The organism is Nocardioides sp. Root151 (assembly GCF_001427925.1).
In the GTDB taxonomy this organism is placed as follows: Bacteria; Actinomycetota; Actinomycetes; order Propionibacteriales; family Nocardioidaceae; genus Nocardioides.
On record NZ_LMGG01000004.1, the window covers coordinates 1347272 to 1368252 of the forward strand.

Genomic DNA, 20981 nt, shown 5'->3' on the forward strand with positions numbered 1-20981 from the left:
ATCGTCATCGACGTTGCCCAACTGGAAGGCGTCACCTGGGAGGCTGCCGGTGTTGTCGGCGGGAAGCACCTTCCCGTCGACCAGCGGCATGAGCCCGATCCGGCCAGCCGGCTCACCGCCGAGGGTGTCGCCGTCGTGGGCGACCCAGAGGCCGGCGGCGGTGGAGACGAAGCGCATGACGCCCCAGTTGAGCGGCAGCTTGCCGGCGTTCCAGGTCAGCGGGAGCCCGTTGCGTACGTCGAGTGCGGCCATGCCCGAGCGCTTGACCGTGCCGGGCCCGATGCAGTCGGCGCAGTAGGGGTTGTTCGTCCACCGGAAGTGGCCGCCGATGTAGACCGCGGAGCCAGTGATGTGGACGGCCGTGCCGGAGTCACCGCCGAGGTAGTCGACCCAGGTCGGCTGCTGTCCGGGACCACTGCGGTTGGTCTCCCAGCGGGCAACCGAGTCGCACAGGGTTCCCGAGTTTGCGCCGCCGTTGAAGGCTCCGCCGCTCGTGATCGCAAAGTACGATCCGTCCGGCGACGTGTCGACACCGGTGGTGTAGGTCGGGAAACTGCGACTGCACGCCATCGAATAGCGTGTGGTCGACCAGTCGGTCACCGTCGCCGTGGCGCCGCTCGTGTCCATCATGGCGACCTGAACCCTGCTCTGACCGCCGACCGTGCGGAAGTTGCCGATTGCGATCAGCCTGGACCCGTCGGGAGTGAGGGCGAAGCGCTCGACACCCACCCCTGCGTTCCCGGTCGGCGTCCTGGGCCGGTCCGTGTCCAGGAAGACGTCGGCGAAGGTGATGTTGAGGTGGTTCGTGAGAGCACCACTGTCCGGATCGAGCGCGACCATCGCTGTGTGGGGTTGTCCACCCGCGACGCTGAAGTAGCCGCCCACGTAGAGCCGATCATTCTTCAGCTCCAGGTCGATCACCTTGCCGTTGAAACCGGGCGACCGGAACGTGGTCATCACCTGGCCGGTGTTGACGTTGATGCGGGCGATCCGGTTCGTCCTGGCGGTGCTGCTGACCGAGCCGAACTGGCCCCCGACGAACACGCTCTGGCCGTCACCGGCGGGGACGACGTCCCAGACCCGGGCGGCGATGGTGGGGACGAAGGAGGTGCTGATGTTGCCGTTGGAGTTGAACGCGAAGATGTTGTTGCGGGTGACTGCGTTGGCCGCACCCCGCGCCCGCACCCGGGTGAACGATCCTCCCACCACGGTGACGTCGCCCACCGTCGCGGTGCCGAACGCCCCGGCGCCGTCCTCGACGATGGGTGTCCAGGCGACCGGGTCGTCGGCGACGACCCGGTCATGGTCCTCACCGGCCGTCGTTGGTGCCGACAAGGTGGTCACCAAGAGCGCGGCCACCCCTATTCCCGTGCAAACCCGTGTAGACCAGCGCATCCCCAGCACCCCTTGGCTCGAGGGACGCTCGTACGCCCCAATGAAAGCCCGCCAATGGATGGCTCCCCGGGACGCCCCGGCGGTTGGGAAAACTGTGTCCCGGATCAGCGCGGGGGCGCGTGCCCAACGTTGATGAAATCGGTCAGCGGTCACCGGGCGCTCGGAGCCCTCCGCGCCCGGCCGAGGTCGTCGGCAGCGACCGCGACCGCGATCTCGACCCGCGCCGCGCCGCGAGAAGCGGTGCTCGCCGCAGGTCGTTGTTCGGTGGATGGTCCGGCCGGTTCAACCGGTGCGAACGACAATCCATCTCACAGGAGGAACACATCGCTCATGACCATCGTGGCAGACAACTACCGCTTCGTCGTCGGGGTCGATACCCACGCCGCGACTCACCACTACGTGATCATCGAGACCCGCACCGGCGAGCTCATCGACGACGCCGAGTTCCCCACCGACACCAAGGGCCTCGCCCAACTCGCGGACGCCCGCGCCGGACAGACATCGACCACCCTGCAGATCCTGCTGACGGCCCGGACCTCGATGACCAGCGAACGGACCCGGGCGATCAACGCACTCAACGCTCTCCTGCGCACTCACGCGCTCGGCGTCGATGCCCGCCGCAAGGTCAACCGGCCCACCATCCGCACCATCGCCGTGTGGCGACCCCGCAAGAACGACGGCGTCCTAGCGCCAATTGAAGGTGCGTCCTTCCACCGCGAGCGAGCAGCGGGCGCCGAGGTCCCGGCACGAAGGTCGCAACCCGGTGGCCGCGAGCAGTCTTGAGGCGAGCGGGTGGCTCGGAATCGATGCCGTCGTTAACGTGGGGGCCCATGGAGCTGTACGACGTGATGCGCACAACCGCGGCTGTGCGTGACTTCACCGACGACCCACTGTCCGACGCCGTGCTCCACACGATCCTCGACAACGCCCGCTTTGCCCCGAGCGGCGGCAACCGCCAAGGCACCCAGATCGTGGTGGTCCGCGACCAGGTGACGCGCGAGCGCCTGGTCGAGATCACCGGACCGGGCGCACAGCGATACCACGCACAGCGGGCCGCGGGCGAGACGCCATGGAGCGCCTACACACCCAGCGCGATCACCGACGAGCAGGTGGCGAAGACCCGCGTCCCCACATCGGTCACCGACCCGATCCGCACGGCACCGGTGATTCTCGTCGTCTGCGTCGACCTGCGCGTCGTCGCGGCACTCGACCAGAACCTCGATCGGGTTGGCATCGTGGGCGGCGCGTCGGTCTACCCACTGGTGTGGAACCTCCTCCTGGCCGCACGCAACGAGGGGTTCGGTGGCACGATCACCACCATGGCCGTCGCCGAGGAGCCGGCGCTGAAGCGCCTGCTCGGCGTCCCGAACACGTACGCCGTCGCGGCCGTCGTACCCCTGGGAAAGCCGGTCAAGCAGCTCACGCGCCTCACCAGGGTCGGGATGGACCAATTGACCCACCTCGAGCACTGGGACGGTGGCCCGCTCCGCCCGTAGTCTGGAGCCCATGACGGAGATCGACCTCGCGGCCATCGATGCCGAACGCGAGCGTATTCGGGCGACGTACCTGCAGCCGGAGCCGAGCCGGCCGGCGTCGAGCGCCCGGGGGCTCCACCATTTCGCCCTGGTAGCCCGCGACGTTGAGGAAACCGTCCGGTTCTACCAGGAGCTGCTGGAGTTCCCGTTGACCGAGATCTTCGAGAACCGCGACTACCAGGGCTCGAACCACTTCTTCTTCGACATCGGCCACGGCAACCTGCTGGCGTTCTTTGACTTCCCCGGGTTGGACGTCGGCCCCTATGTCGAGGTGCTCGGCGGCCTTCACCACATCGCGATCTCCGTGGAACCGTTGAGGTGGAACCACCTCAAGCAGAAACTCGACGACGCCGGGGTGGAGTACCTGAGCGAGAGCGGCACTTCGATCTACTTCCGGGACCCGAACGGCGCGCGGCTCGAACTCATCGCCGATCCGCTCGGAGAGATGTACGGCACCAAGGTGCTGTGAAGCGCGGGCACGTCGTCTGACCCACGGCCAGGAGTGAAGACTACAGAAGTCTCTTGTGCCCGATTGATCGCTCCCCCGCGCCGTGCGCCCTTAGGTGAATAGGAGACGCCTGCACCTCCCGGGCTGTTCTCGCCCGCCAAGTCGCAAAGAGAGCGTGCATGGTCGGGCGACTCCCCGGGCGGCCTACCGACCAACCGTGTCATCAGATCGTGCAGCAGTCCCGCTGCCGCGATCTCTACTCGGTGAGTCATCGGGTAGTCGCCGATGCCCCTGAGCGTGAGCGCGGTCCTTTGCCGACGATTGCGATCACAAGAGGAAACTAGCCGCTGACCTGCGGGTTCATCGACAACGACCCTCGTCGCGTCGGTTCCACTTTGCGCCCGTCCGCGATCCAAAGCGAGCCCAATCCGAGTCCCTTGTCATGTCCGGCGTCACGTCTTTTGCTCGGACATGACCCCGAAAGACCATTTGGGCTGGAGTTTGCTTTGCATCCTTTCGATACACGAACCGCACACGTCTCAAATCGCTGTCACCCGACACAGCGGGGCGGCACGGCTGTCAGTTCGGCTCAGCGCCTGGGACTGCAGGTCGTTTGTAGACGGCGGTCAGCAGACCATTCGGATCGAGTCGTTCCAGGAGCGCCGCCGCGATGTCGTGCAACTGGCTCACCTGATCTCGGGTCAGCGCATCGATGACATGGCGGCGGACGTTGTCGACGTGCCCGGGTGCGGCCGCCTCGATGGCCGCCAGACCCCTGCTCGTCAGCCGCGCGTTCGTCGCCCGTCGGTCATCGGGACACGGGGAGCGTTCCACCACTCCGCGCTCCTCGAGCCGGCGTACGACGTGCGACAGTCGCGGCAGCGTCGCATTGGTCTGCTGCGCCAACTCCGTCATCCGCAGCGTCCGCTCCGGAGCCTCCGAGAGCATCGCCAGCACGTAGTACTCGAAGTGCGTGAGCCCGGAATCACGGCGCAGTTGCGCGTCGAGTACGCCGGGCAGCAGTTCGACCACCGCGACAAGACCCACCCAGGCGCCGAGCTCGTCCTTGTCCAACCACTGTGTGTCCACGGTCACAATCTCCTGAATTAGTTGAAGGAACAACTAAATGCCTGTACGTTGTTACTTGTACCAACAACCAAACTACCTCAGGGAGCACGTCATGTCGCACATCTCCATCATCGGTACCGGCAACATGGGGCAGGCCATCGCTGGCGTCTTCGGCAAAGGCGGCCACACCGTCGAGCTGGTCGGCGAGAACGACCAGGCAACCGCGGTCAGTGGCGACATCGTCGTCCTCGCGGTCCCCTACCCGGCCCTCCCCGCTGTTCTCACCGAGCGCGGCGCCAGCCTCGCAGGCAAGATCGTCGTCGACATCACCAACCCGCTGAACTTCGAGACCTTCGACTCCCTGGTCGTCGGATCCGACAGCTCCGCCACCGCCGAGCTCGCTGCCAAGCTTCCCGAGTCGCACGTCCTCAAGGCCTTCAACACCACCTTCGCGGGCACCCTCGTCGCCGGCACCGTCGGCCCGAACACCACCACCGTGCTCGTCGCCGGCGACAACGCCGAGGCGAAGTCGACTCTGGTCGGCGCCATCACTGCGGGCGGCGTGGACGCGATCGACGCCGGCTCGCTGAAGCGGGCCCGTGAACTCGAGGCGGTCGGCTTCCTCCAGCTCACCCTGGCCGCCAACGAGAAGGTCTCCTGGACCGGCGGTTTCGGCGTCGTCGCCTGATCCCCGTCCACAACACGAGCCAGAGCAAGAAGGAGCGCACGATGACCGTCAATGCCGTCCGCCTCAACCACGCCGTCCTGTTCGTGGCCGATCTCGAACGCAGCATCACGTTCTACCAACAGGCCTTCGGCATGGAGGTCATGGCGCGCGAACCCCGTGCCAACGCAGCCTTCCTCCGCCTCCCCCTGTCCGGGAACCACCACGACCTCGGCCTGTTCGGCGTAGGAGCCCAGCCGTCTCGCCCGAGTGGGTCACTCGGCCTCTATCACCTGGCTTGGCAGGTCGACACCATCGAAGAACTCGAGGAGGCCCGCCTCACCTTGGCGAACCTCGACGCCTTCACCGGTGAGTCCAGCCACGGTGCGACCAAGAGCGTCTACGCGAAGGACCCCGACGGCAACGAGTTCGAGGTGATGTGGATGCTCCCGAAGGCCGAGTGGGGCGCCTATGAGACCGCGGCTCCCGTCGACCGGCTCGACCTGCCCGGCGAAGTACGCCGCTGGGCCGGAGTCCGCACCGCCGCCGAACTCGTTCCAGTGGTGGCGTCATGAGTGCCTTCGCGCCAGCCGTCGTCACGACGTACGGCAACCCGGACCCGTCCGCACCCCTCGTCGTGCTCCTGCACGGACGCGGCTCCCACGAGCAGGACATCATCGGCCTGGCCGCGCACCTGCCCACCGGTCCGGCCTACGCCGCCGTGCGAGCGCCGATCGCCGAGGGCGGTGGCTTCGCGTGGTTCGCCAACCGGGGAATCGGTCGCCCGGTTGCCGAGTCGTTGCGTGAGACGATGGGCTGGTTCCGTGGCTGGCTCGACGAGGTCGCCCCGGCCGGACGTCCGGTCATCCTGGTCGGCTTCAGCGGTGGTGCGGCCTTCGCCGGCGGACTCGTGCTGGACGACCCGTCTCGGTACGCCGGTGCGGCCATCCTCTACGGCACGATGCCGTTCGACGCGGGCCTCCCGGTCGAGGCCGGACGACTGGCCAATCTTCCGGTCTTCGTCGCACAGGGCGACGGCGACCACGTCATTCCGCGCGAGCTCCTCGACCGGACCTGGACCTACCTGCTGTCCGAGTCCGGGGCGCCCACGGTCGCCCAACGCCAACCGGGCGGCCACCAGTTGACCGCTGCGACCGCCACCGAACTGGGCAGCTGGATCGCGTATCGGCTGAACTACCTCGGCACCCACGGCTCCCACCCGGCCGGACCTCGAGGCGAGGTCAACTGGTCCACGCTCCCGAGCGGCACACTGCCCGAACGATCGGGCCCACGGCCTGACGTCAGTTGGACCATCCCCCAGCAACAGGAGTCACAGAACGCGCCCGGCGAACTCCAGGAGCGACTCTTCGCCGAGATCGCCGACCTGCCCGGCGTGGCCGGTGGCCCATCACACATCTCGGTCCCCGGCGCCCGCGCCTTCACCCTCGACCACGGCTCCTCGGACCCCGAGGCGTTCCTCGTTCCCGGGTTCGGAGAGTTCGCACACCTCCACCCGTCATACGACGGATCCCTGCATCTGGTGCTGCCCGCCGACCTCGCCGCCGACGTCACCACCAAGGGCTGGGGCCGCCCCCACATGTGGGCCGGCACCCGCCTGTCCCCAGGCTTCACGCTGGTCCACGGCCCCCGCGACGACGACGAACTCGTCACCGTCCGCGGCATCGTCGCGGCCAGCCACGCCCATGCGAGCGGCACGGGCCAATGACACCCACCGAGGCCCACGCGGTCCTCCTGGCCGCACGACACGACCGGCGCACCCTCGAACCGTTCACCAACACTGACCCGACCCTCACCGAGCAGTGGGGGTACGACATCCAAGCTCTCGACCGCGCCCAACGCATCGAAGCGGGCGAGCACGTCGTCGGCGCGAAGCTCGGCCTGACCAGTGCCGCCAAGCAACAGCGTATGAACGTCGGTCAGCCCATCGTCGGCTTCCTGACCGACGCCATGCTGTCCACGGCTGACTCGCTCGCCGACGACCTGACAGAGTGGGCCCAACCGCGCATCGAGCCCGAGATCGCGTTCCTCACGAGCCGACCCATCACAGCCGCTCTCACACTGGACGAAGTTGCGCACAGCATCGAGGGAGCAACGGTCGCCGCCGAGATCATCGACTCCCGCTACTCCGGGTTCCGGTTCCGCCTGTCCGACGTCGTCGCCGACAACACCAGCGCCGCAGGCTTCGTGATCGGGACCTTCAGACCTCTCGCAGAGCTCGGCGACTTGACGGTGAACCCGTGCGCCCTCACGGTGGACGACTCGCTCGTGCACTCGGCGACCGGCGCCGCGATCCTGGGCAATCCGCTGACCGCGATCGTCTGGTTGTCCGAGCACCTCTCCCGGCACGGCCAGAGCCTTCCGACCGGCTCCGTAGTCCTCGCCGGGGCCCTGACCGACGCCGTACCTCTCGTCACCGGCAGCCACTACTCGATCGACATGGGAGCCCTGGGCTCCTTGTCCATCCGCACCTGACGGCCCTTCGAAACCTCAGATCCCGCTCAGCGTGCGCAACACTCCGAGCGTGCGAGCCAGCAGTACAGAGCGGTCGTATGCCCGGGTGGCGACCAAGAGGTCGATCCCCGCGGGTGGCCAGAGGCCGGTAGCACGCATCGGCGTCGGTAGCCGAGACCGCGCACGGTCTGCAGGGAGCCCGCGCCGAACGGTGTGTCGAGCTTCGCGCCGACGACGTTGGAGCTCACCTCATGGTCGCCACCCCAAGCTTGTGCGAGCCCCAACACTTCCTCGACACACCGGCCAGTGACGACACCTGCTCAGGCGGAGCGGTCATTGACGGGCTTACGAACTCCTCCCACAAGTCAACGAGCAGCATTCCTCGACGTAGGCGAGTACGTCCCCGGGGGCCGCCCTCGCGGAGTATGAACTCGTAGAGGCGAGCCCGTTTGCGACGATCACGCAGGTCGTAGTGTCGGCCACGGTCGGACCCGTTCAGGTTCAGGGGACGCACGAATGTTGCGAACGCACGATCGATCGGGAGGCTGGGCAGGACGGTGGGTACTCGGATCGGCCGGCCGCGAAGTCCCAGCACGGTCGGCCAGGGCAGCCCGCGACAGACCCGCCGCGTCGCGGGCCTGCTCGAGGAGATTTCTGATCGCCATGAATCTTGGTATCTGGTCGGATACCCAACGGCCAGCGAACTCGATCCTCGACAGCGAACAGGCGAGGGGTTTCTGGCCTGTTTCTGGACACCTCCAACGACTGATCGAAGCCCGTCGACACCCTCACGCGGAGGCGTCTTCGCAGGTCAAGCGACCGATGAGTCCCGAGGTAGGAGAGACTCGAAGTAGAGAACCGTAGGCCACAAACCTTCAAATCTCGAAGGGCCTCTGATCTGCGTTTCCGCAGACCAGAGGCCCTTCGTTGGCTCCCCCGGTTGGACTCGAACCAACAACCCTCCGATTAACAGTCGAATGCTCTGCCAGTTGAGCTACAGGGGACCGCTAGGCAGCCCGGGAAGAATAGCAAGGACGCAGCGGAGGTGCGAAATCAGCCCCTCCCTTCGCGCCTGCGAGCGACTACAGGTCGTGGCCGACCTCGCCCCGCACCACCTCGAGGGCAGCGGCGGCACGGCGCCGCACCTCGGGATCGTCGGGGTCGACGCCCTCCTCGAACTCGTAGACCCACTGCACGGGCTGGTCGCCCCGGGGGGCCCTGCGCGCAATCACGAAGACGCCGCGGCGGCCGCGGATCGGCACGTGCCGCTGGAGTACGACGCTCGCCGTGACCCGCTCACGCACCAGCTCGAGCAGGCGCCCGGGCTCGTCCAGCGGGACCACGTGCACCGGCCTCACCTCACCCCAGGAGCCGACCTCGGTCACGGTCAGGGTGGAGGCATCCTGGGACCAGTCGGCCTTCTCGACCGTCTCCCACGGGATGCGCCGCTCCCCGACGTACAACGCGTCGCGGGTGCCGACCAGCACGACGCCGTCCGTGCCGACCGCGCCGGCCAGGGCCTTCTCCCCCGTCGGCAGGTCCGCCGCGCGCACCTCGTCGGGCAGCGCGTTGCCGAACAGCCTCATGTGCCCATCCCCGCATCACGAAGGGTGCGACGCTGCGCCTCGAGGGTCATCAGCTCGCCGAACAGTGCGTTGTGGTTCTCCGCGTCATCCGGGTTGGTGCGCTGCAGCTTGCTCTTCACGTCGGCGATGCTGCGCAGCACGGTCAGCTCGCGCAGCCGGTAGACGTGCGCGTGCACGTAGGCGAGGTCGGGTTCCTTCTTGGACAGCAGCGGCTCGACGCTCAGCTCGGTCAGGGCCGCGGCGACGGCCGGCTCCTTCACGTGGTCACGCAGCCCGGCCGCCCAGCCGTCCTTCGCGCTCTCGGGTCCCCCACCGGCCTGGATCGCCTCCCACACCCCGCGGTACGTCGGGTGCGTGAAGTCGGCAGGTGTGACGTCGCGGGCCGAACGCACCACGACCTCGGGGTGGTGCAGGACGAGCTTGAGGGTCTCGCGCTCGATCGCGAAGCGCGGGTCGCGCAGGTTCGGCAGCGGCGGCGCGGCGGGCTGCTGCGGCTTCGACGGGTCGTTGACCGGCGCCGCGGTGCGCTGGGGAGCACCCGAGGCCCGGCCCATGGCGCCGCCCGGTGCCTGCTTCTGGACCCTCCCCTGCCGCGCGGCTGCCCGGCGTACCTCTGTGCGGGCCTCGTCGACGTCGACGCCGATGGACGAGGCGATCTCGCGGGCGAACGCGTCGATCTTCGACTTGTCGCGCACGCTGCTCACCAGGACGGCAGCCTCGCGCAACGCATCGATGCGGCCGTCGGCGCGGTCGAGGTCGTAGCGCGAGAGCACGTTGCCGAGCACGAAGCGATAGAGGGGTACGCGACCGGAGACGAGATCCCGGACCGCCTCGTCGCCCTTCTTGATGCGCAGGTCACAGGGGTCGAGGCCGTCGGGCTCGATCGCGACGTAGGTCTGGGAGACGAAGTTCTGGTCGCCGCCGAAGGCGCGAAGGGCCGCCTTCTGGCCGGCGGAGTCACCGTCGAAGGTGAAGATGACCTCCCCGCGGAACTCGTCGTGGTCGTGGAGGAACCGGCGCAGCACGCGCGCGTGGTCGTCGCCGAACGAGGTGCCGCAGGTGGCCACCGCCGTACCGACGCCGGCGAGGTGGCAGGCCATCACGTCGGTGTAGCCCTCGACCACGACGGCCTGCGAGGTGCGGCCGATCTCACGGCGCGCCAGGTCGATGCCGTAGAGCACCTGGGACTTCTTGTAGATCGGTGAGTCAGAGGTGTTGAGGTATTTAGCCTCGATGCGGTCGTCGTCAAAGATGCGGCGGGCACCGAAGCCGATCACGTCGCCGGACGCGTCGCGGATCGGCCACAGCAGGCGTCCGCGGAACCGGTCGTAGAGTCCACGCCCACGACCGACCAGGCCCCCGGTGACGAGCTCCTCCTCGCTGAAGCCCTTCTGCCGCAGGTGCTTGAACAGCACCTCGCCGCCGTTGGGGGCGAACCCGACGCCGAAGGTGGCCGCGGCGTCCTGGTCGAAGCCGCGGCCGTCGAGGAACTGACGGGCCACCACGGCGTCGGGGGTGGCCAACTGCTCGGCGTAGAAGAGCTGCGCCTGCTTGTGGGCGTCGATCAGGCGGCTGCGCTGCGGGCCACGCGGCGGGGTGGGTGCGCCGCCGTCCTCGCGCCGCAGCTGTACGCCGTACTTGTCGGCCAGGCGCTCGACGGCCTCGCTGAAGGTGATGCCGTCGATCTTCATCAGGAAGCTGAAGACGTCGCCGCCTTCCTGGCAGCCGAAGCAGTGGAAGAACGCGCGCGCCGGGTTCACGTTGAACGACGGGGACTTCTCGTCATGGAAGGGGCACAGGCCCTTCATCGAGCCGCCTCCGGCGTTGCGGAGCGTGACGTAGGAGGACACGACCTCGTCGATGCGAGCCTTCTCGCGGACCTCCGCGATGTCGTCGTCCCTGATCCGTCCTGCCACGTCGCGGAGTCTACGTCGGGGACCGTACGACGCACTGGCCGGGCGACGGGAGCTGTGGAGAATCGAGGGCCCGGCCCAGCGGACCGTCAAGGGTCCCGAGGGCCTGCTTCGAGGGTCTCAGTCGCCGATGGCGAAGCGGCGGTGCCAGGTGAGCGCCGAGGAGTCCGTGAGCGAGGCGACCTGGTCGATCACCACCCGCAGCCGGGCGGCGTCGTCGGGCGCCTCGGCGTGGTCGTGGGCGAACGCGGCGTCCAGCCGGTCGGGCCGGTCGACGAGCGCGGCCACCAGCTCGGCCAGCAGCTCACGCTGGCGAGCCATCACCTCGAGGCGCTCGTCGGACCGCATCACGTAGTGCGCGGCGATGCCCTTGAGCACGGCGATCTCGAGGAGGGTCTCGTCGGGGATCACCAGGTCGGCGCGGTAGCGCACGAACGACTCGGTGCCGTAGGCCGCCACCATCGCGGTCTGCACACTGCCGCAGAACCGGCCGATCAGGTCGCTGGTCAGGTTCTTCAGGGCGGCCAGCGACCGACGCGAGCCGTCGTACGGCGCCTGCGGCCAGCTGCCCTGCGTCTGCATGCGGGCCAGCGCCCTGCCGAGGGCGTCGTCGGAGACATCGGAGAGGTACCACTCGCGGGTGGTCTGCCACACCTCGCGTCGCGCGCCCGGGTCGGCGAGTGCGGTCAGGTCGATGCGGTCGGCGACGATGCCGTCCTCGACGTCGTGCACGGAGTAGGCCACGTCGTCGGCGAGGTCCATCACCTGCGCCTCGACGCAGCGCCGCCGGTCGGTGCGACCGTCGCGCATCCACGTGAAGACAGGGAGGTCGTCGGCGTACGCCCCGAACTTGGTGCCCGGGCGCTCGCGCAGCCAGGGGTACTTCGTGCAGGCGTCGAGCGTGGCGCGGGTCAGGTTGAGCCCCACCGAGTGGTCGTCGGCGTCGAACGTCTTGGACTCCAGGCGGGTCAGCAGTCGCAGCGTCTGGGCGTTGCCCTCGAAGCCTCCGCACGGCTCACTGAGCGCGTCGAGCACCTGCTCGCCGTTGTGGCCGAACGGCGGATGGCCCAGGTCGTGGGCCAGGGCAGCGGTCTCGGTGATGTCAGGGTGACAGCCCAGCGCCCGAGCCAGGTCGCGGGCGATCTGGGCAACCTCGAGAGAGTGGGTCAGCCGGTTGCGGACGAAGTCGTCGCTCTGGGGGCCGACGACCTGGGTCTTGGCGGCCAGGCGCCGGGACGCCGCCGCGTGGACCACGCGGGCCCGGTCACGCTCGAACGGCGTACGCACGGGTGCGTCGACCCGCTTCGGCGGCTCCGGGACGAGGCGCTCGCGGTCGCGCTCGTCGTACTCGTTGGTCTCCATCACGGCCCGAGAGTAGTGCCACCCGCCCACGGTCGGGGGCGCGCCGGTGCGGAAGTCGTGCACCCCGGACCACAGACCGGTCGAACGGACCGTCGAACAGGTGACCTCTGCATCTCTCATGTCCTCGCACGCTCAGGAGAGGACATCCGGACCCCGACTTACCCGTCGGATGGTCCGCGGCCGGGCTCGCGACGCCCGAAGAATGACGAATGGCCGCGGCCCACGAGGGCTGCGGCCATTCGGCGGGGTCAGAGATCAGTACGTCGTGACGTGCACGTGGTCGTAGTGGTTGGCCGTGGTCGAGCCACGGTCCTCCATGCCACGCCAGCCCTCGCCCGACCGGTCGACCGACCAGATCTGCTGGGAGTAGATGATGTAGTTCACGCCCAGCTCGGCGTAGTGCTCGCGCACGAAGTCGCGAACCTGGTAGCCGCGGTCGCCGCTGACCATGATGTCGACGGCGAGGCCCTGCGAGTGCTCACCGTCGCCGCGGAACGTGCCGTAGGTCGTGATGTCGGGGAACGCCGCGCACACGGCCGCGTGCACCTTGACGATGTTGGGGCTCACGCCGCTGGGCACGGAAGTGCCGTTGGTGCACTCGCCGCCGATGCCCTCGACGGGCTTCTCGTCGTCGAGGTAGTCGGCGGTCACCCAGCGCGACTGGCCGCCGACGACGATCTCGGTACGGCCGTTCTGCTCGCGCCCGGTGACCAGCACCTGCTTGCCGGCGTCAATGCTGCCGACCTGGGTCGCACCGTCGGTGGGCGCGTCCCAGAGGTTCAGTTCCTCGGTGGTCCACAGCTTGGAGTCGGCGGACTTCACCGCGCGCTGGGTGGCGAGGCGGTTCGCGCTGCGGGAGTACGTCGCGGAGGCGCTCAGCTGGTCGAGGTCGAGGCTGGCCCGACCGCTCGAACGGGAGACTTCCTGCTTGCGCTCGGGGGCAGCACCGCCGATGGATGCCTGGTTGGCGCTCACGACCTCCTTGATCTCGGGGTCGGATCCGAGGACTCCGACGCCGACGACGGCGAGGGTGGCGAGCGTGGAGACCGATGCTGCGATGGTCACCAGGCGGGGCTTGCTGCGGGCATTGGTGTCCCGCTTGTGGCCATGATTTGCCACAGCGCTGATCCTTTGCGATAGCTGACAGGGTCTGTGTCCGAACGGGGTGTCCGTCTGGGCACGAAGATCGAGTGAAACATAAACGAACCGGAAATGTCCCATTTGGGGACACTGTTCACAGGGTGTTCCGAGTCACCCGATCCTCACCTGATCCTCACCCGCCCGAGGCCGCGGACAGGTCCTCCTCCATGCCGCAGCCGGCCCCGTCGGCGTCGTCCAGCCACCCCTCGGGCAGCACGACCCGCTTGCGTGGCGTGCCTTGGCGCCCCCGTGGAGCACCCAGCTCGGCGACCGGGAAGACGGCGTCGGGGTCGAGCTCGCCAAGCAGGACGTCGAGGGTGGCGAGGCTGTCGATCAGGGCCAGGGAGTGACGCAGTGCACCACCGGCCGGGAAGCCCTTGAGGTACCACGAGACATGCTTGCGGAACTCCTTGCAGCCCCTCTCCTCCCCCATGTGCGAGCTGAGCAGCTCGGCGTGGCGACGCATCATCGCGGCCACCTCACCCAACACGGGGAGCGTAGCCACGGTCTCGCCGGCGAAGGCCGCGGCCAGGTCGCGGAACAGCCACGGACGGCCCAGGCAGCCGCGGCCGACCACGACGCCCGCGACACCGGTCTGCTCGACCATCCTCAGCGCGTCGGCGGCCTCCCAGATGTCGCCGTTGCCGAGCACCGGGATGTCGACGTGCGCCACGAGCTCGGCGATCGCCTCCCAGTCTGCCTGGCCGGAGTAGGCCTGCTCGACGGTGCGGCCGTGCAGCGCAATGGCCGCACACCCCGCCTCCTGGGCGATGCGTCCGGCATCGAGGTAGGTCAGGTGGTCGTCGTCGATGCCCTTGCGGGTCTTCATGGTGACCGGCACGCCGTACGGCTCGGCGGCGCGGACCGCGTGCTCGAGGATCTCGCCGAGGAGCCCGCGCTTCCACGGGAGCGCTCCCCCGCCGCCCTTGCGGGTCACCTTCGGGACCGGGCAGCCGAAGTTGAGGTCGATGTGCGCGACGCCGTACTCGGCGCAGAGGATCTCCGCGGCCTTGCCGACGTAGACCGGGTCGGTGCCGTAGAGCTGCACCGAGCGGGTGGTCTCGAGCTCGTCGAAGACCAGCATCGACCTGGTCATCGCGTCGCCCTCGACCAGGCCGCGTGAGGTGATCATCTCGCAGACGAAGAGCCCGTCGGCGCCCTGCTCGCGCATGCTCTCGAGGCACAACCGGCGGTACGCCGCATTGGTGATGCCGGCCATCGGAGCCAGGACGACGGGCGTCTCGACGGTCAGGTTGCCCAGCTGCATGGGCTCCATTGTGAACTGCCACCCCTCGAATGCGCGAACCGTGGGCTTTCGATGCGCGAACCGTGGATCGTTGATTGCCGAGCTGGGGGTCCTTGCGGTGCCCGTCAAGGATCCACGGTTCGAGGCGCAATCTTCCACGGTTCGCGCATCAATGACGCACGGTTGGCGCATCAAAAAGGCACGGTTCGCGGTTGGGTCAGCGCTTCTTCTTGGCGCCCTTCTTGGCCTTCGCGCCCGGCGCGGTCACGTCACCGGTCCAGTCGATCTGCTCCTGGGCCTCGTCGGGGCGCAGCGCGACGGTGCGCAGCTCGGTCTTCGCCGGGGCCAGGAAGACCATGCACAGCGAGGCGGGCTTGGCGTTGGGCCCGAACTTCTTCGGCAGCAACCGGTCGGCGCACGGGGCGAACCCGCTGATGTGTGCGGCCGGGTAGAGGATCGAGGAGCCGTTGTCGAGGAACACCGGCGGTTCGAAGCCGCCGAGGTTGGACGTGCCGGCGTTCTTCACCCGCAGGTGCACGTAGTAGGGCGTCGACTTCTTCATCGCGTCGCTCAGCTTGAAACCGCTGAACGCCTTGATCGGCGCCTTGTCGATGCGGGTGACGGTGACCTCGGCCTGGCCGGACACCTTGGCGGTGGCCTGCCACTTGAAGGTCGCCGGCTCGCCGAGCTCGAGTGCCGATCCGGGGTCGGTCAGGCCGTCGTCCTCGGGCGTGCTCGAGCCGTCACTGCTCTGCGACGAGTCGTCCTTGGAGTCCTTGTTGTCCTTGTCGTCGTCCCCGCCTCCACAGCCCGCGAGGGCGAGGACAGCGACGAGGGACAACGCGGCGAGACGAAGAACTCCGGATTTCATGGCGTCATTGTGCACCGACGGTGCGGTCGTCGTACGACGAAACACTGGTCAGGAGCCCAGCAAACGCTCGGCGAAGTACGTCGAGATGCCGTCGAGGCTGATCCGCTCCTGCGACATCGAGTCGCGCTCGCGCACCGTGACCGCGTTGTCGTCGAGGGTGTCGAAGTCGACGGTGACGCAGTACGGCGTGCCGATCTCGTCCTGGCGGCGGTAGCGGCGACCGATCGCACCCGAGTCGTCGAACTCGACGTTCCAGTTGCGGCGCAGCTCGACGGCGAGGTCCTTGGCCTTGGGCGAGAGGTCGGCGTTGCGGCTCAGCGGGAGCACCGCGACCTTGACCGGCGCGAGGCGCGGGTCGAGGCGCAGCACGGTGCGCTTGTCGACGCCGCCCTTCGTGTTGGGCGCCTCGTCCTCCTGGTAGGCGTCGACCAGGAAGGTCATCAGGCTCCGGCTCAGTCCGGCCGCCGGCTCGATGACGTAGGGCGTGTAGCGCTCGTTGTTGGCCTGGTCGAAGTAGGAGAGGTCCTGGCCGGAGTGCTTGGAGTGCGTGGTCAGGTCGAAGTCGGTGCGGTTGGCGATGCCCTCGAGCTCACCCCACTCGGAGCCCGCGAAGCGGAAGCGGTACTCGATGTCGGTGGTGCCCTTCGAGTAGTGGCTCAGCTTCTCCAGCGGGTGCTCGAAGTGGCGCAGGTTGTCGGGATTGATGCCCAGGTCGACGTACCACCTGGTGCGCTCGGCGATCCAGTACTTGTGCCACTCGTCGTCCTCGCCGGGCTTGACGAAGAACTCCATCTCCATCTGCTCGAACTCGCGGGTGCGGAAGATGAAGTTGCCCGGCGTGATCTCGTTGCGGAAGCTCTTGCCGATCTGGGCGATGCCGAACGGCGGCTTGCGCCGGCTGCTGGTCACCACGTTGGCGAAGTTGAGGAAGATGCCCTGCGCGGTCTCGGGGCGCAGGTAGACCAGGCCGGACTCGTCCTCGAGGACACCGACGTGCGTCTTGAGCATGCCGGAGAACTCGCGCGGCTCGGTCCAGGCACCACGGGTGCCGCAGTTGGCGCAGGCGACGTCCTTGAGATCGACGTCGTCGGGGTTGTCGATGCCCTTCTTCTCGGCGTACGCCTCCTGCAGGTGGTCGGCGCGGTACCGCTTGTGGCACGACTGGCACTCGGTCAGCGGGTCGTTGAACGTGTCGACGTGGCCGGAGGCGACCCAGGTCTCGCGCGGCAGGATGATGCTGGAGTCGAGGCCGACGACGTCTTCGCGGCCCTGGACCATCGCCTTCCACCACTGGCGCTTGATGTTCTCCTTGAGCTCGACACCGAGCGGGCCGTAGTCCCACGCGGAGCGGGTGCCGCCGTAGATCTCACCGCACGGGTAGACGAAGCCTCGGCGCTTGGCGAGGGAGACGACGTTGTCGACGGGCGAGGGGGGCGGCTTGGCCACGGGAACTCCTGGGAAGGTCGGCCGACTGGCTGTCGGTCTTGAAGGATCAAGCCTAACGAGCGTGTCACCTGACTTGTGTGTCGGGCCGCGGCGGTCAGGTCTCGCGGGCCAGAGGCTCGTTGAGCTCGCCACCCGGTTCGACGACCTCGTAGGCGCTGGGCTCGTCGAGTGCCGTGCCCAGCAGCTCCCAGGCCCCCAGCTTCACGTCGTACGACGACAGGGCGCGGCGGTAGGACCCGACGTTGGCCCAGCGCGTGGTGAGCAGCCAGAGGTCGGGCTGGTCGACGTTGCGTCCGACCGTGCCCTCGACGTACCCGGCGCAGGCCGCGAGCAGCGCGTGCGCTTCCTCGACCCGCGCCCGGAAGCTCGCCACGTCATGCTCGGACGCCCGGAACCTGTTCACGACCAACACGTCCCCCAATCTCCCATGCAACGCGGGGTTACGGTCGCTCCACACGCGTCCTGCCACGGGCGAGCCGTCAAGAAGGCCGCACAGGTTCAGCCCTGCCCGGGGAACTCGATTTGACAACCATTCTCATCTTGCTGAGAATCGTTCTCATGAACTTGCCTGCCGCGCGCTTCGCCGTACCCCTCGTTGTCAGTGCTTCGCTCTTCCTTGCCGGATGCGGTGCACTCTCGGGCGACGGGGACGTCGACGAGCAGAAGGTCTCCGCGGCCTTCTACCCGCTGGCCTACGCCGCCGAGCGCGTGGCGGGCGACCACTTCGAGGTCGAGAACCTGGTCCAGGCCGGCCGCGAGCCCCACGACGTCGAGCTGAGCGTGCGCCAGACCGGCGACGTCGCCGATGCGGGACTGGTGATCTTCGAGACCGGCTTCCAGCCCGCCGTCGACGACGCCGTCGAGCAGAACGCGGAGGGCGAGACCCTCGACGCGGCCAAGGTGATCGACCTGCACGAGAACGGCGAGGACGCCCACGCGCACGAGGAGGAGGGCCACGACCACGAGCACGGTGACCACGACCCGCACTTCTGGCTCGACCCCCTGCTGATGGCCGACCTCGCCGACGCGATCGCCGACAGGCTCAGCGGCATCGACCCCGACCACGAGGACGAGTTCACCGCCAACGCCGAGAAGTTTCGCGGCGAGCTCGAGACCCTCGACAAGGCGTACGCCGACGGGCTGGCCGACTGCAAGGTCGACACCGTGGTGGTCAACCACGAGGCATTCGGCTACCTCAGCCGCTACGGCCTCCACTTCGAGGCGATCACGGGCCTCTCCCCCGGCGCCGAGCCGATCCCGGGTGAGCGGGCGAAGCTGGAGAAGCTGATCCGCGACGAGCACCTGACCACCGTCTTCTCCGAGGCCCTCGGCAGCAAGAAGTCGGCCGACTCGCTGGCAGACGACCTCGGCGTCGAGACGGCCGTGCTCGACCCGATCGAGGGCCTGAGTGACCAGACCTCCGATGAGAACTACCTTTCACTCATGGAGAACAACCTCACCGCACTCAAGAAGGCCAACGGTTGCTGACCGACCCCACCGACCGCGACCGGACCGTCCTCGAGATCGAGGACGGTTCCGTCGCCATTTCCGGGCGTCCCATCCTCCGTCACATCGACGTGCGCATCGAGCGTGGCGAGTTCGTGGCACTGATGGGCGCCAACGGCTCCGGCAAGTCGACCCTGGTCCGTGCCATGACCGGCCTGCTGCGGATCGGCGGCGGATCGGTGACGCTGTTCGGCGCGCAGCTCTCCGACTTCCACGACTGGCATCGCATCGGCTTCGTGCCGCAACGCGCGACCGCCGCGAGCGGCATCCCTGTCTCGGTCTGGGAGGTCGTGGCCTCGGGCCGGCTCACCCGACGTCGCCTCCTGCGACCGCTCCTGCGCAAGGACCGCCAGGCCATCAAGGACGCCCTCGACGTGGTCGGGCTACGCGATCGCAGCCACGACGGCATCAACACCCTCTCCGGCGGCCAGCAGCAGCGAGTGCTGATCGCGCGCGCCCTGGCCGGCGAGCCCGAACTGTTCTTCCTCGACGAGCCCACCGCCGGCGTCGACCTGCCCAACCAGCAGGCCCTGGCCCTCGCCCTCGAGACGCTCAAGTCCCGCGGCGCGACCGTCGTGCTGGTCGCCCACGAGCTCGGCCCGATGACTCCGCTGGTCGACCGCGCGATCGTCATGCGCGACGGCCGCATTGCGTACGACGGCCCGCCGCTGGCCGACCACGAGGTGCACGGGCCACTGTTCGGCGCCGGCCACAGCCACCACCACGTGGTGCCCGTCGTCGATGACCACACGCCGCAACTCGGCCTCAACCGCCACCGGGAGCACCACTGATGGACATCCTGGGCTACGACTTCATGATCCGCGCGATGATCGCCGCGGTCTTCACCGGACTCGCCGCGCCGGTCGTCGGCACCTACCTGGTGCAGCGCCGCCTCGCCCTGATGGGTGACGGCATCGGCCACGTCGCCGTCACAGGTGTGGCACTCGGCCTGCTGACCAACACCTCACCGACCTGGACGGCGGTCGTGGTGGCCATCCTGGGCGCCGTACTCATCGAGGTGATCCGCGAGAAGGGTCACGCCAACGGCGACGTCGCGCTGGCGTTGCTGTTCTACGGCGGCATCGCCGGTGGTGTGATGATCACCGGCCTGGCCGGACAGAGTGCGGCCCGCCTCCAGGAGTTCCTGTTCGGGTCGATCACCACGATCTCGCCACAGGACGTATGGGTGACGATGGCGCTCAGTGCCATCGTGATCCTGCTCGGGGTCGGACTCGCACCCCAGCTGTTCGCGGTCGCCCAGGACCAGGAGTTCGCTCGGGTCGCCGGGCTCAACATCCGCGTCTACAACGTGCTGGTCGCCGTGCTGGCCGCGGTCACGGTGACCGTGGCGATGCGCACTGTCGGCCTGCTGCTGGTCTCGGCGCTGATGATCGTGCCGGTGGCCACCGCCCAGCAGCTCACCCGCAGCTTCCGGGCCACCCTGCTGGCCGCGATGTGCCTCGGCGTCGGCGCGTCCTTCGGCGGACTCATGGTCTCGGCAGTCGCCTTCGACGTGGCGCCCGGACCCACCATCGTGCTGCTCGCGCTGGCCTGCTTCGTGCTGACCTGGCCGGTGGGCATGTGGCTGCGTCGACGTCGCCGCCAGCGGCAACCGTTCGACGAGCTCGCGCCGCTGGCCCATGACGCGATCGACGAACACCCCCACGAACACGGTGAGAACTGCGGGCACACCGCCGTACCCCACGGTGACCACGTCGACTATGTCCACGACGGTCACCGCCACGCCCCCCACGGAGTGCACTATGACGAACACTGAGCCGAAGACCGAGCCCACCACCGAGCCCCGCACCACCCCGGTGGCCGGCGGGCGCCCGACCAAGCAGCGCCTGGCCGTGGCCAACGTGCTCTCCACGTTCGGCGACTTCCGCAGTGCCCAGGAGATCCACTCGCTCCTGACCGACTCGGGCGAGAAGGTCGGGCTGGCCACCGTCTACCGCACCCTGCAGCTGCTCGCCGACAGCGGCGAGGTCGACGTGCTCCGCACCGAGGACGGCGAGGCCGCCTACCGGCGCTGCTCCGACTCACACCACCATCACCTGGTCTGCCGGTCGTGCGGCGCCACGGTGGAGGTCGAAGGCCCGACGGTCGAGCGGTGGACCAAGGCGATCGCCGCCGAGCACGGCTACCGCGACATCAGCCACACGCTGGAGATCTTCGGCACCTGCGCCGCCTGCTCCTGACGGTCGCCAGGCTCGGTACGGCGTTCGAGACGGCCGCACTTGTGCGCCCTTCTTGACACTTTGCCCCCGGCTAGGTCAATCGGTCTAAGCAACGGTCATGCTGCTGCCGGTTTGGCGAGCAGCGCAGC

Annotated in this window: 20 protein-coding genes, 1 tRNA gene and 1 pseudogene; 11 read left to right on the forward strand and 11 right to left on the reverse strand. The window is 68.4% G+C overall.

The genetic code is table 11. From position 1 onward, the window contains the following. A pseudogene (locus tag ASD66_RS15055) lies at positions 1-1335 on the reverse strand (PKD domain containing protein); the annotation flags it as partial. A gap of 390 nt (positions 1336-1725) precedes the next feature. Between ASD66_RS15055 and ASD66_RS15060 the strand changes: the two are divergent. The 3 genes from ASD66_RS15060 to ASD66_RS15070 are packed head-to-tail and all read left to right on the forward strand — an operon-like array spanning position 1726 to position 3399. Next, positions 1726-2178 (forward strand): hypothetical protein, encoded by a 453-nt coding sequence (locus ASD66_RS15060; protein ID WP_056891390.1) that lies wholly within the window; start codon positions 1726-1728, stop codon positions 2176-2178. Positions 2179-2225: 47 nt separating this feature from the next. Beyond that, entirely contained in the window at positions 2226-2891 is a 666-nt protein-coding gene (locus tag ASD66_RS15065; RefSeq protein WP_056891391.1) for a nitroreductase family protein, read from the forward strand. A 10-nt stretch (positions 2892-2901) separates the two neighbouring features. Further along, positions 2902-3399, forward strand: a complete 498-nt coding sequence (locus ASD66_RS15070) for a VOC family protein (protein WP_056891392.1) — start codon at positions 2902-2904, stop codon at positions 3397-3399. Between the two features lie 558 nt (positions 3400-3957). On the opposite strand, the gene ASD66_RS15075 is transcribed toward ASD66_RS15070, so the two are convergent. Continuing rightward, complete coding sequence (locus ASD66_RS15075) at positions 3958-4467, reverse strand: MarR family winged helix-turn-helix transcriptional regulator (RefSeq protein WP_056891490.1); 510 nt, start codon at positions 4465-4467, stop codon at positions 3958-3960. A 91-nt stretch (positions 4468-4558) separates the two neighbouring features. On the opposite strand from ASD66_RS15075, the gene ASD66_RS25555 reads away from it, so the two are divergent. Genes ASD66_RS25555 through ASD66_RS15095 form a run of 4 tightly spaced genes read left to right on the forward strand, consistent with a single transcriptional unit; the run spans position 4559 to position 7603 of the window. Continuing rightward, a complete protein-coding gene (locus tag ASD66_RS25555; protein WP_056891393.1) occupies positions 4559-5134 on the forward strand; it encodes an NADPH-dependent F420 reductase in 576 nt (191 codons plus the stop codon). Between the two features lie 41 nt (positions 5135-5175). Beyond that, positions 5176-5685 (forward strand): VOC family protein, encoded by a 510-nt coding sequence (locus ASD66_RS15085; RefSeq protein WP_056891394.1) that lies wholly within the window; start codon positions 5176-5178, stop codon positions 5683-5685. Further along, the gene (locus ASD66_RS15090) at positions 5682-6836 is read left to right on the forward strand and encodes a luciferase family protein (protein WP_056891395.1); all 1155 of its coding nucleotides are present in this window, start codon (positions 5682-5684) and stop codon (positions 6834-6836) included. Before ASD66_RS15085 ends, ASD66_RS15090 begins: the two co-directional genes overlap by 4 nt. Then, the gene (locus ASD66_RS15095; protein ID WP_056891396.1) at positions 6833-7603 is read left to right on the forward strand and encodes a 2-keto-4-pentenoate hydratase; all 771 of its coding nucleotides are present in this window, start codon (positions 6833-6835) and stop codon (positions 7601-7603) included. Before ASD66_RS15090 ends, ASD66_RS15095 begins: the two co-directional genes overlap by 4 nt. A gap of 907 nt (positions 7604-8510) precedes the next feature. Here ASD66_RS15095 and ASD66_RS15100 read toward each other — a convergent pair. The 9 genes from ASD66_RS15100 to ASD66_RS15140 all read right to left on the reverse strand — a co-directional run bounded on the left by ASD66_RS15100 (position 8511) and on the right by ASD66_RS15140 (position 17549). Then, positions 8511-8586: transfer RNA gene (locus ASD66_RS15100), tRNA-Asn, on the reverse strand. Between the two features lie 78 nt (positions 8587-8664). After that, positions 8665-9168 carry a hypothetical protein gene (locus ASD66_RS15105; protein ID WP_056680927.1) on the reverse strand — a complete coding sequence of 168 codons (504 nt, stop codon included), beginning with the start codon at positions 9166-9168 and terminating at the stop codon, positions 8665-8667. Next, positions 9165-11084 (reverse strand): DNA primase, encoded by a 1920-nt coding sequence (gene dnaG / locus ASD66_RS15110; protein ID WP_056680930.1) that lies wholly within the window; start codon positions 11082-11084, stop codon positions 9165-9167. Before dnaG ends, ASD66_RS15105 begins: the two co-directional genes overlap by 4 nt. A gap of 117 nt (positions 11085-11201) precedes the next feature. Then, positions 11202-12443, reverse strand: a complete 1242-nt coding sequence (locus tag ASD66_RS15115) for a deoxyguanosinetriphosphate triphosphohydrolase (RefSeq protein WP_056891491.1) — start codon at positions 12441-12443, stop codon at positions 11202-11204. Positions 12444-12698: 255 nt separating this feature from the next. After that, positions 12699-13562, reverse strand: coding sequence for a hypothetical protein (locus tag ASD66_RS15120; protein WP_156388699.1), 864 nt, complete (start codon positions 13560-13562; stop codon positions 12699-12701). A 154-nt stretch (positions 13563-13716) separates the two neighbouring features. After that, entirely contained in the window at positions 13717-14859 is a 1143-nt protein-coding gene (gene dusB / locus ASD66_RS15125; protein ID WP_056891398.1) for a tRNA dihydrouridine synthase DusB, read from the reverse strand. A 187-nt stretch (positions 14860-15046) separates the two neighbouring features. Next, positions 15047-15700, reverse strand: a complete 654-nt coding sequence (locus tag ASD66_RS15130; RefSeq protein WP_156388700.1) for a hypothetical protein — start codon at positions 15698-15700, stop codon at positions 15047-15049. 48 nt (positions 15701-15748) lie between these two features. Next, positions 15749-17146, reverse strand: coding sequence for a glycine--tRNA ligase (locus ASD66_RS15135; protein ID WP_056891400.1), 1398 nt, complete (start codon positions 17144-17146; stop codon positions 15749-15751). A 94-nt stretch (positions 17147-17240) separates the two neighbouring features. Beyond that, the gene (locus ASD66_RS15140; RefSeq protein WP_235530109.1) at positions 17241-17549 is read right to left on the reverse strand and encodes an antibiotic biosynthesis monooxygenase family protein; all 309 of its coding nucleotides are present in this window, start codon (positions 17547-17549) and stop codon (positions 17241-17243) included. 155 nt (positions 17550-17704) lie between these two features. On the opposite strand from ASD66_RS15140, the gene ASD66_RS15145 reads away from it, so the two are divergent. The 4 genes from ASD66_RS15145 to ASD66_RS15160 are packed head-to-tail and all read left to right on the forward strand — an operon-like array spanning position 17705 to position 20853. Next, the gene (locus ASD66_RS15145; RefSeq protein WP_056891402.1) at positions 17705-18634 is read left to right on the forward strand and encodes a metal ABC transporter substrate-binding protein; all 930 of its coding nucleotides are present in this window, start codon (positions 17705-17707) and stop codon (positions 18632-18634) included. Continuing rightward, positions 18628-19443, forward strand: coding sequence for a metal ABC transporter ATP-binding protein (locus ASD66_RS15150; protein WP_082563735.1), 816 nt, complete (start codon positions 18628-18630; stop codon positions 19441-19443). Before ASD66_RS15145 ends, ASD66_RS15150 begins: the two co-directional genes overlap by 7 nt. Continuing rightward, positions 19443-20429, forward strand: a complete 987-nt coding sequence (locus ASD66_RS15155; RefSeq protein ID WP_056680950.1) for a metal ABC transporter permease — start codon at positions 19443-19445, stop codon at positions 20427-20429. Before ASD66_RS15150 ends, ASD66_RS15155 begins: the two co-directional genes overlap by 1 nt. After that, a complete protein-coding gene (locus tag ASD66_RS15160; protein WP_056680953.1) occupies positions 20416-20853 on the forward strand; it encodes a Fur family transcriptional regulator in 438 nt (145 codons plus the stop codon). The genes ASD66_RS15155 and ASD66_RS15160 overlap by 14 nt, the downstream gene beginning before the upstream one ends. Positions 20854-20981 lie beyond the last annotated feature (128 nt).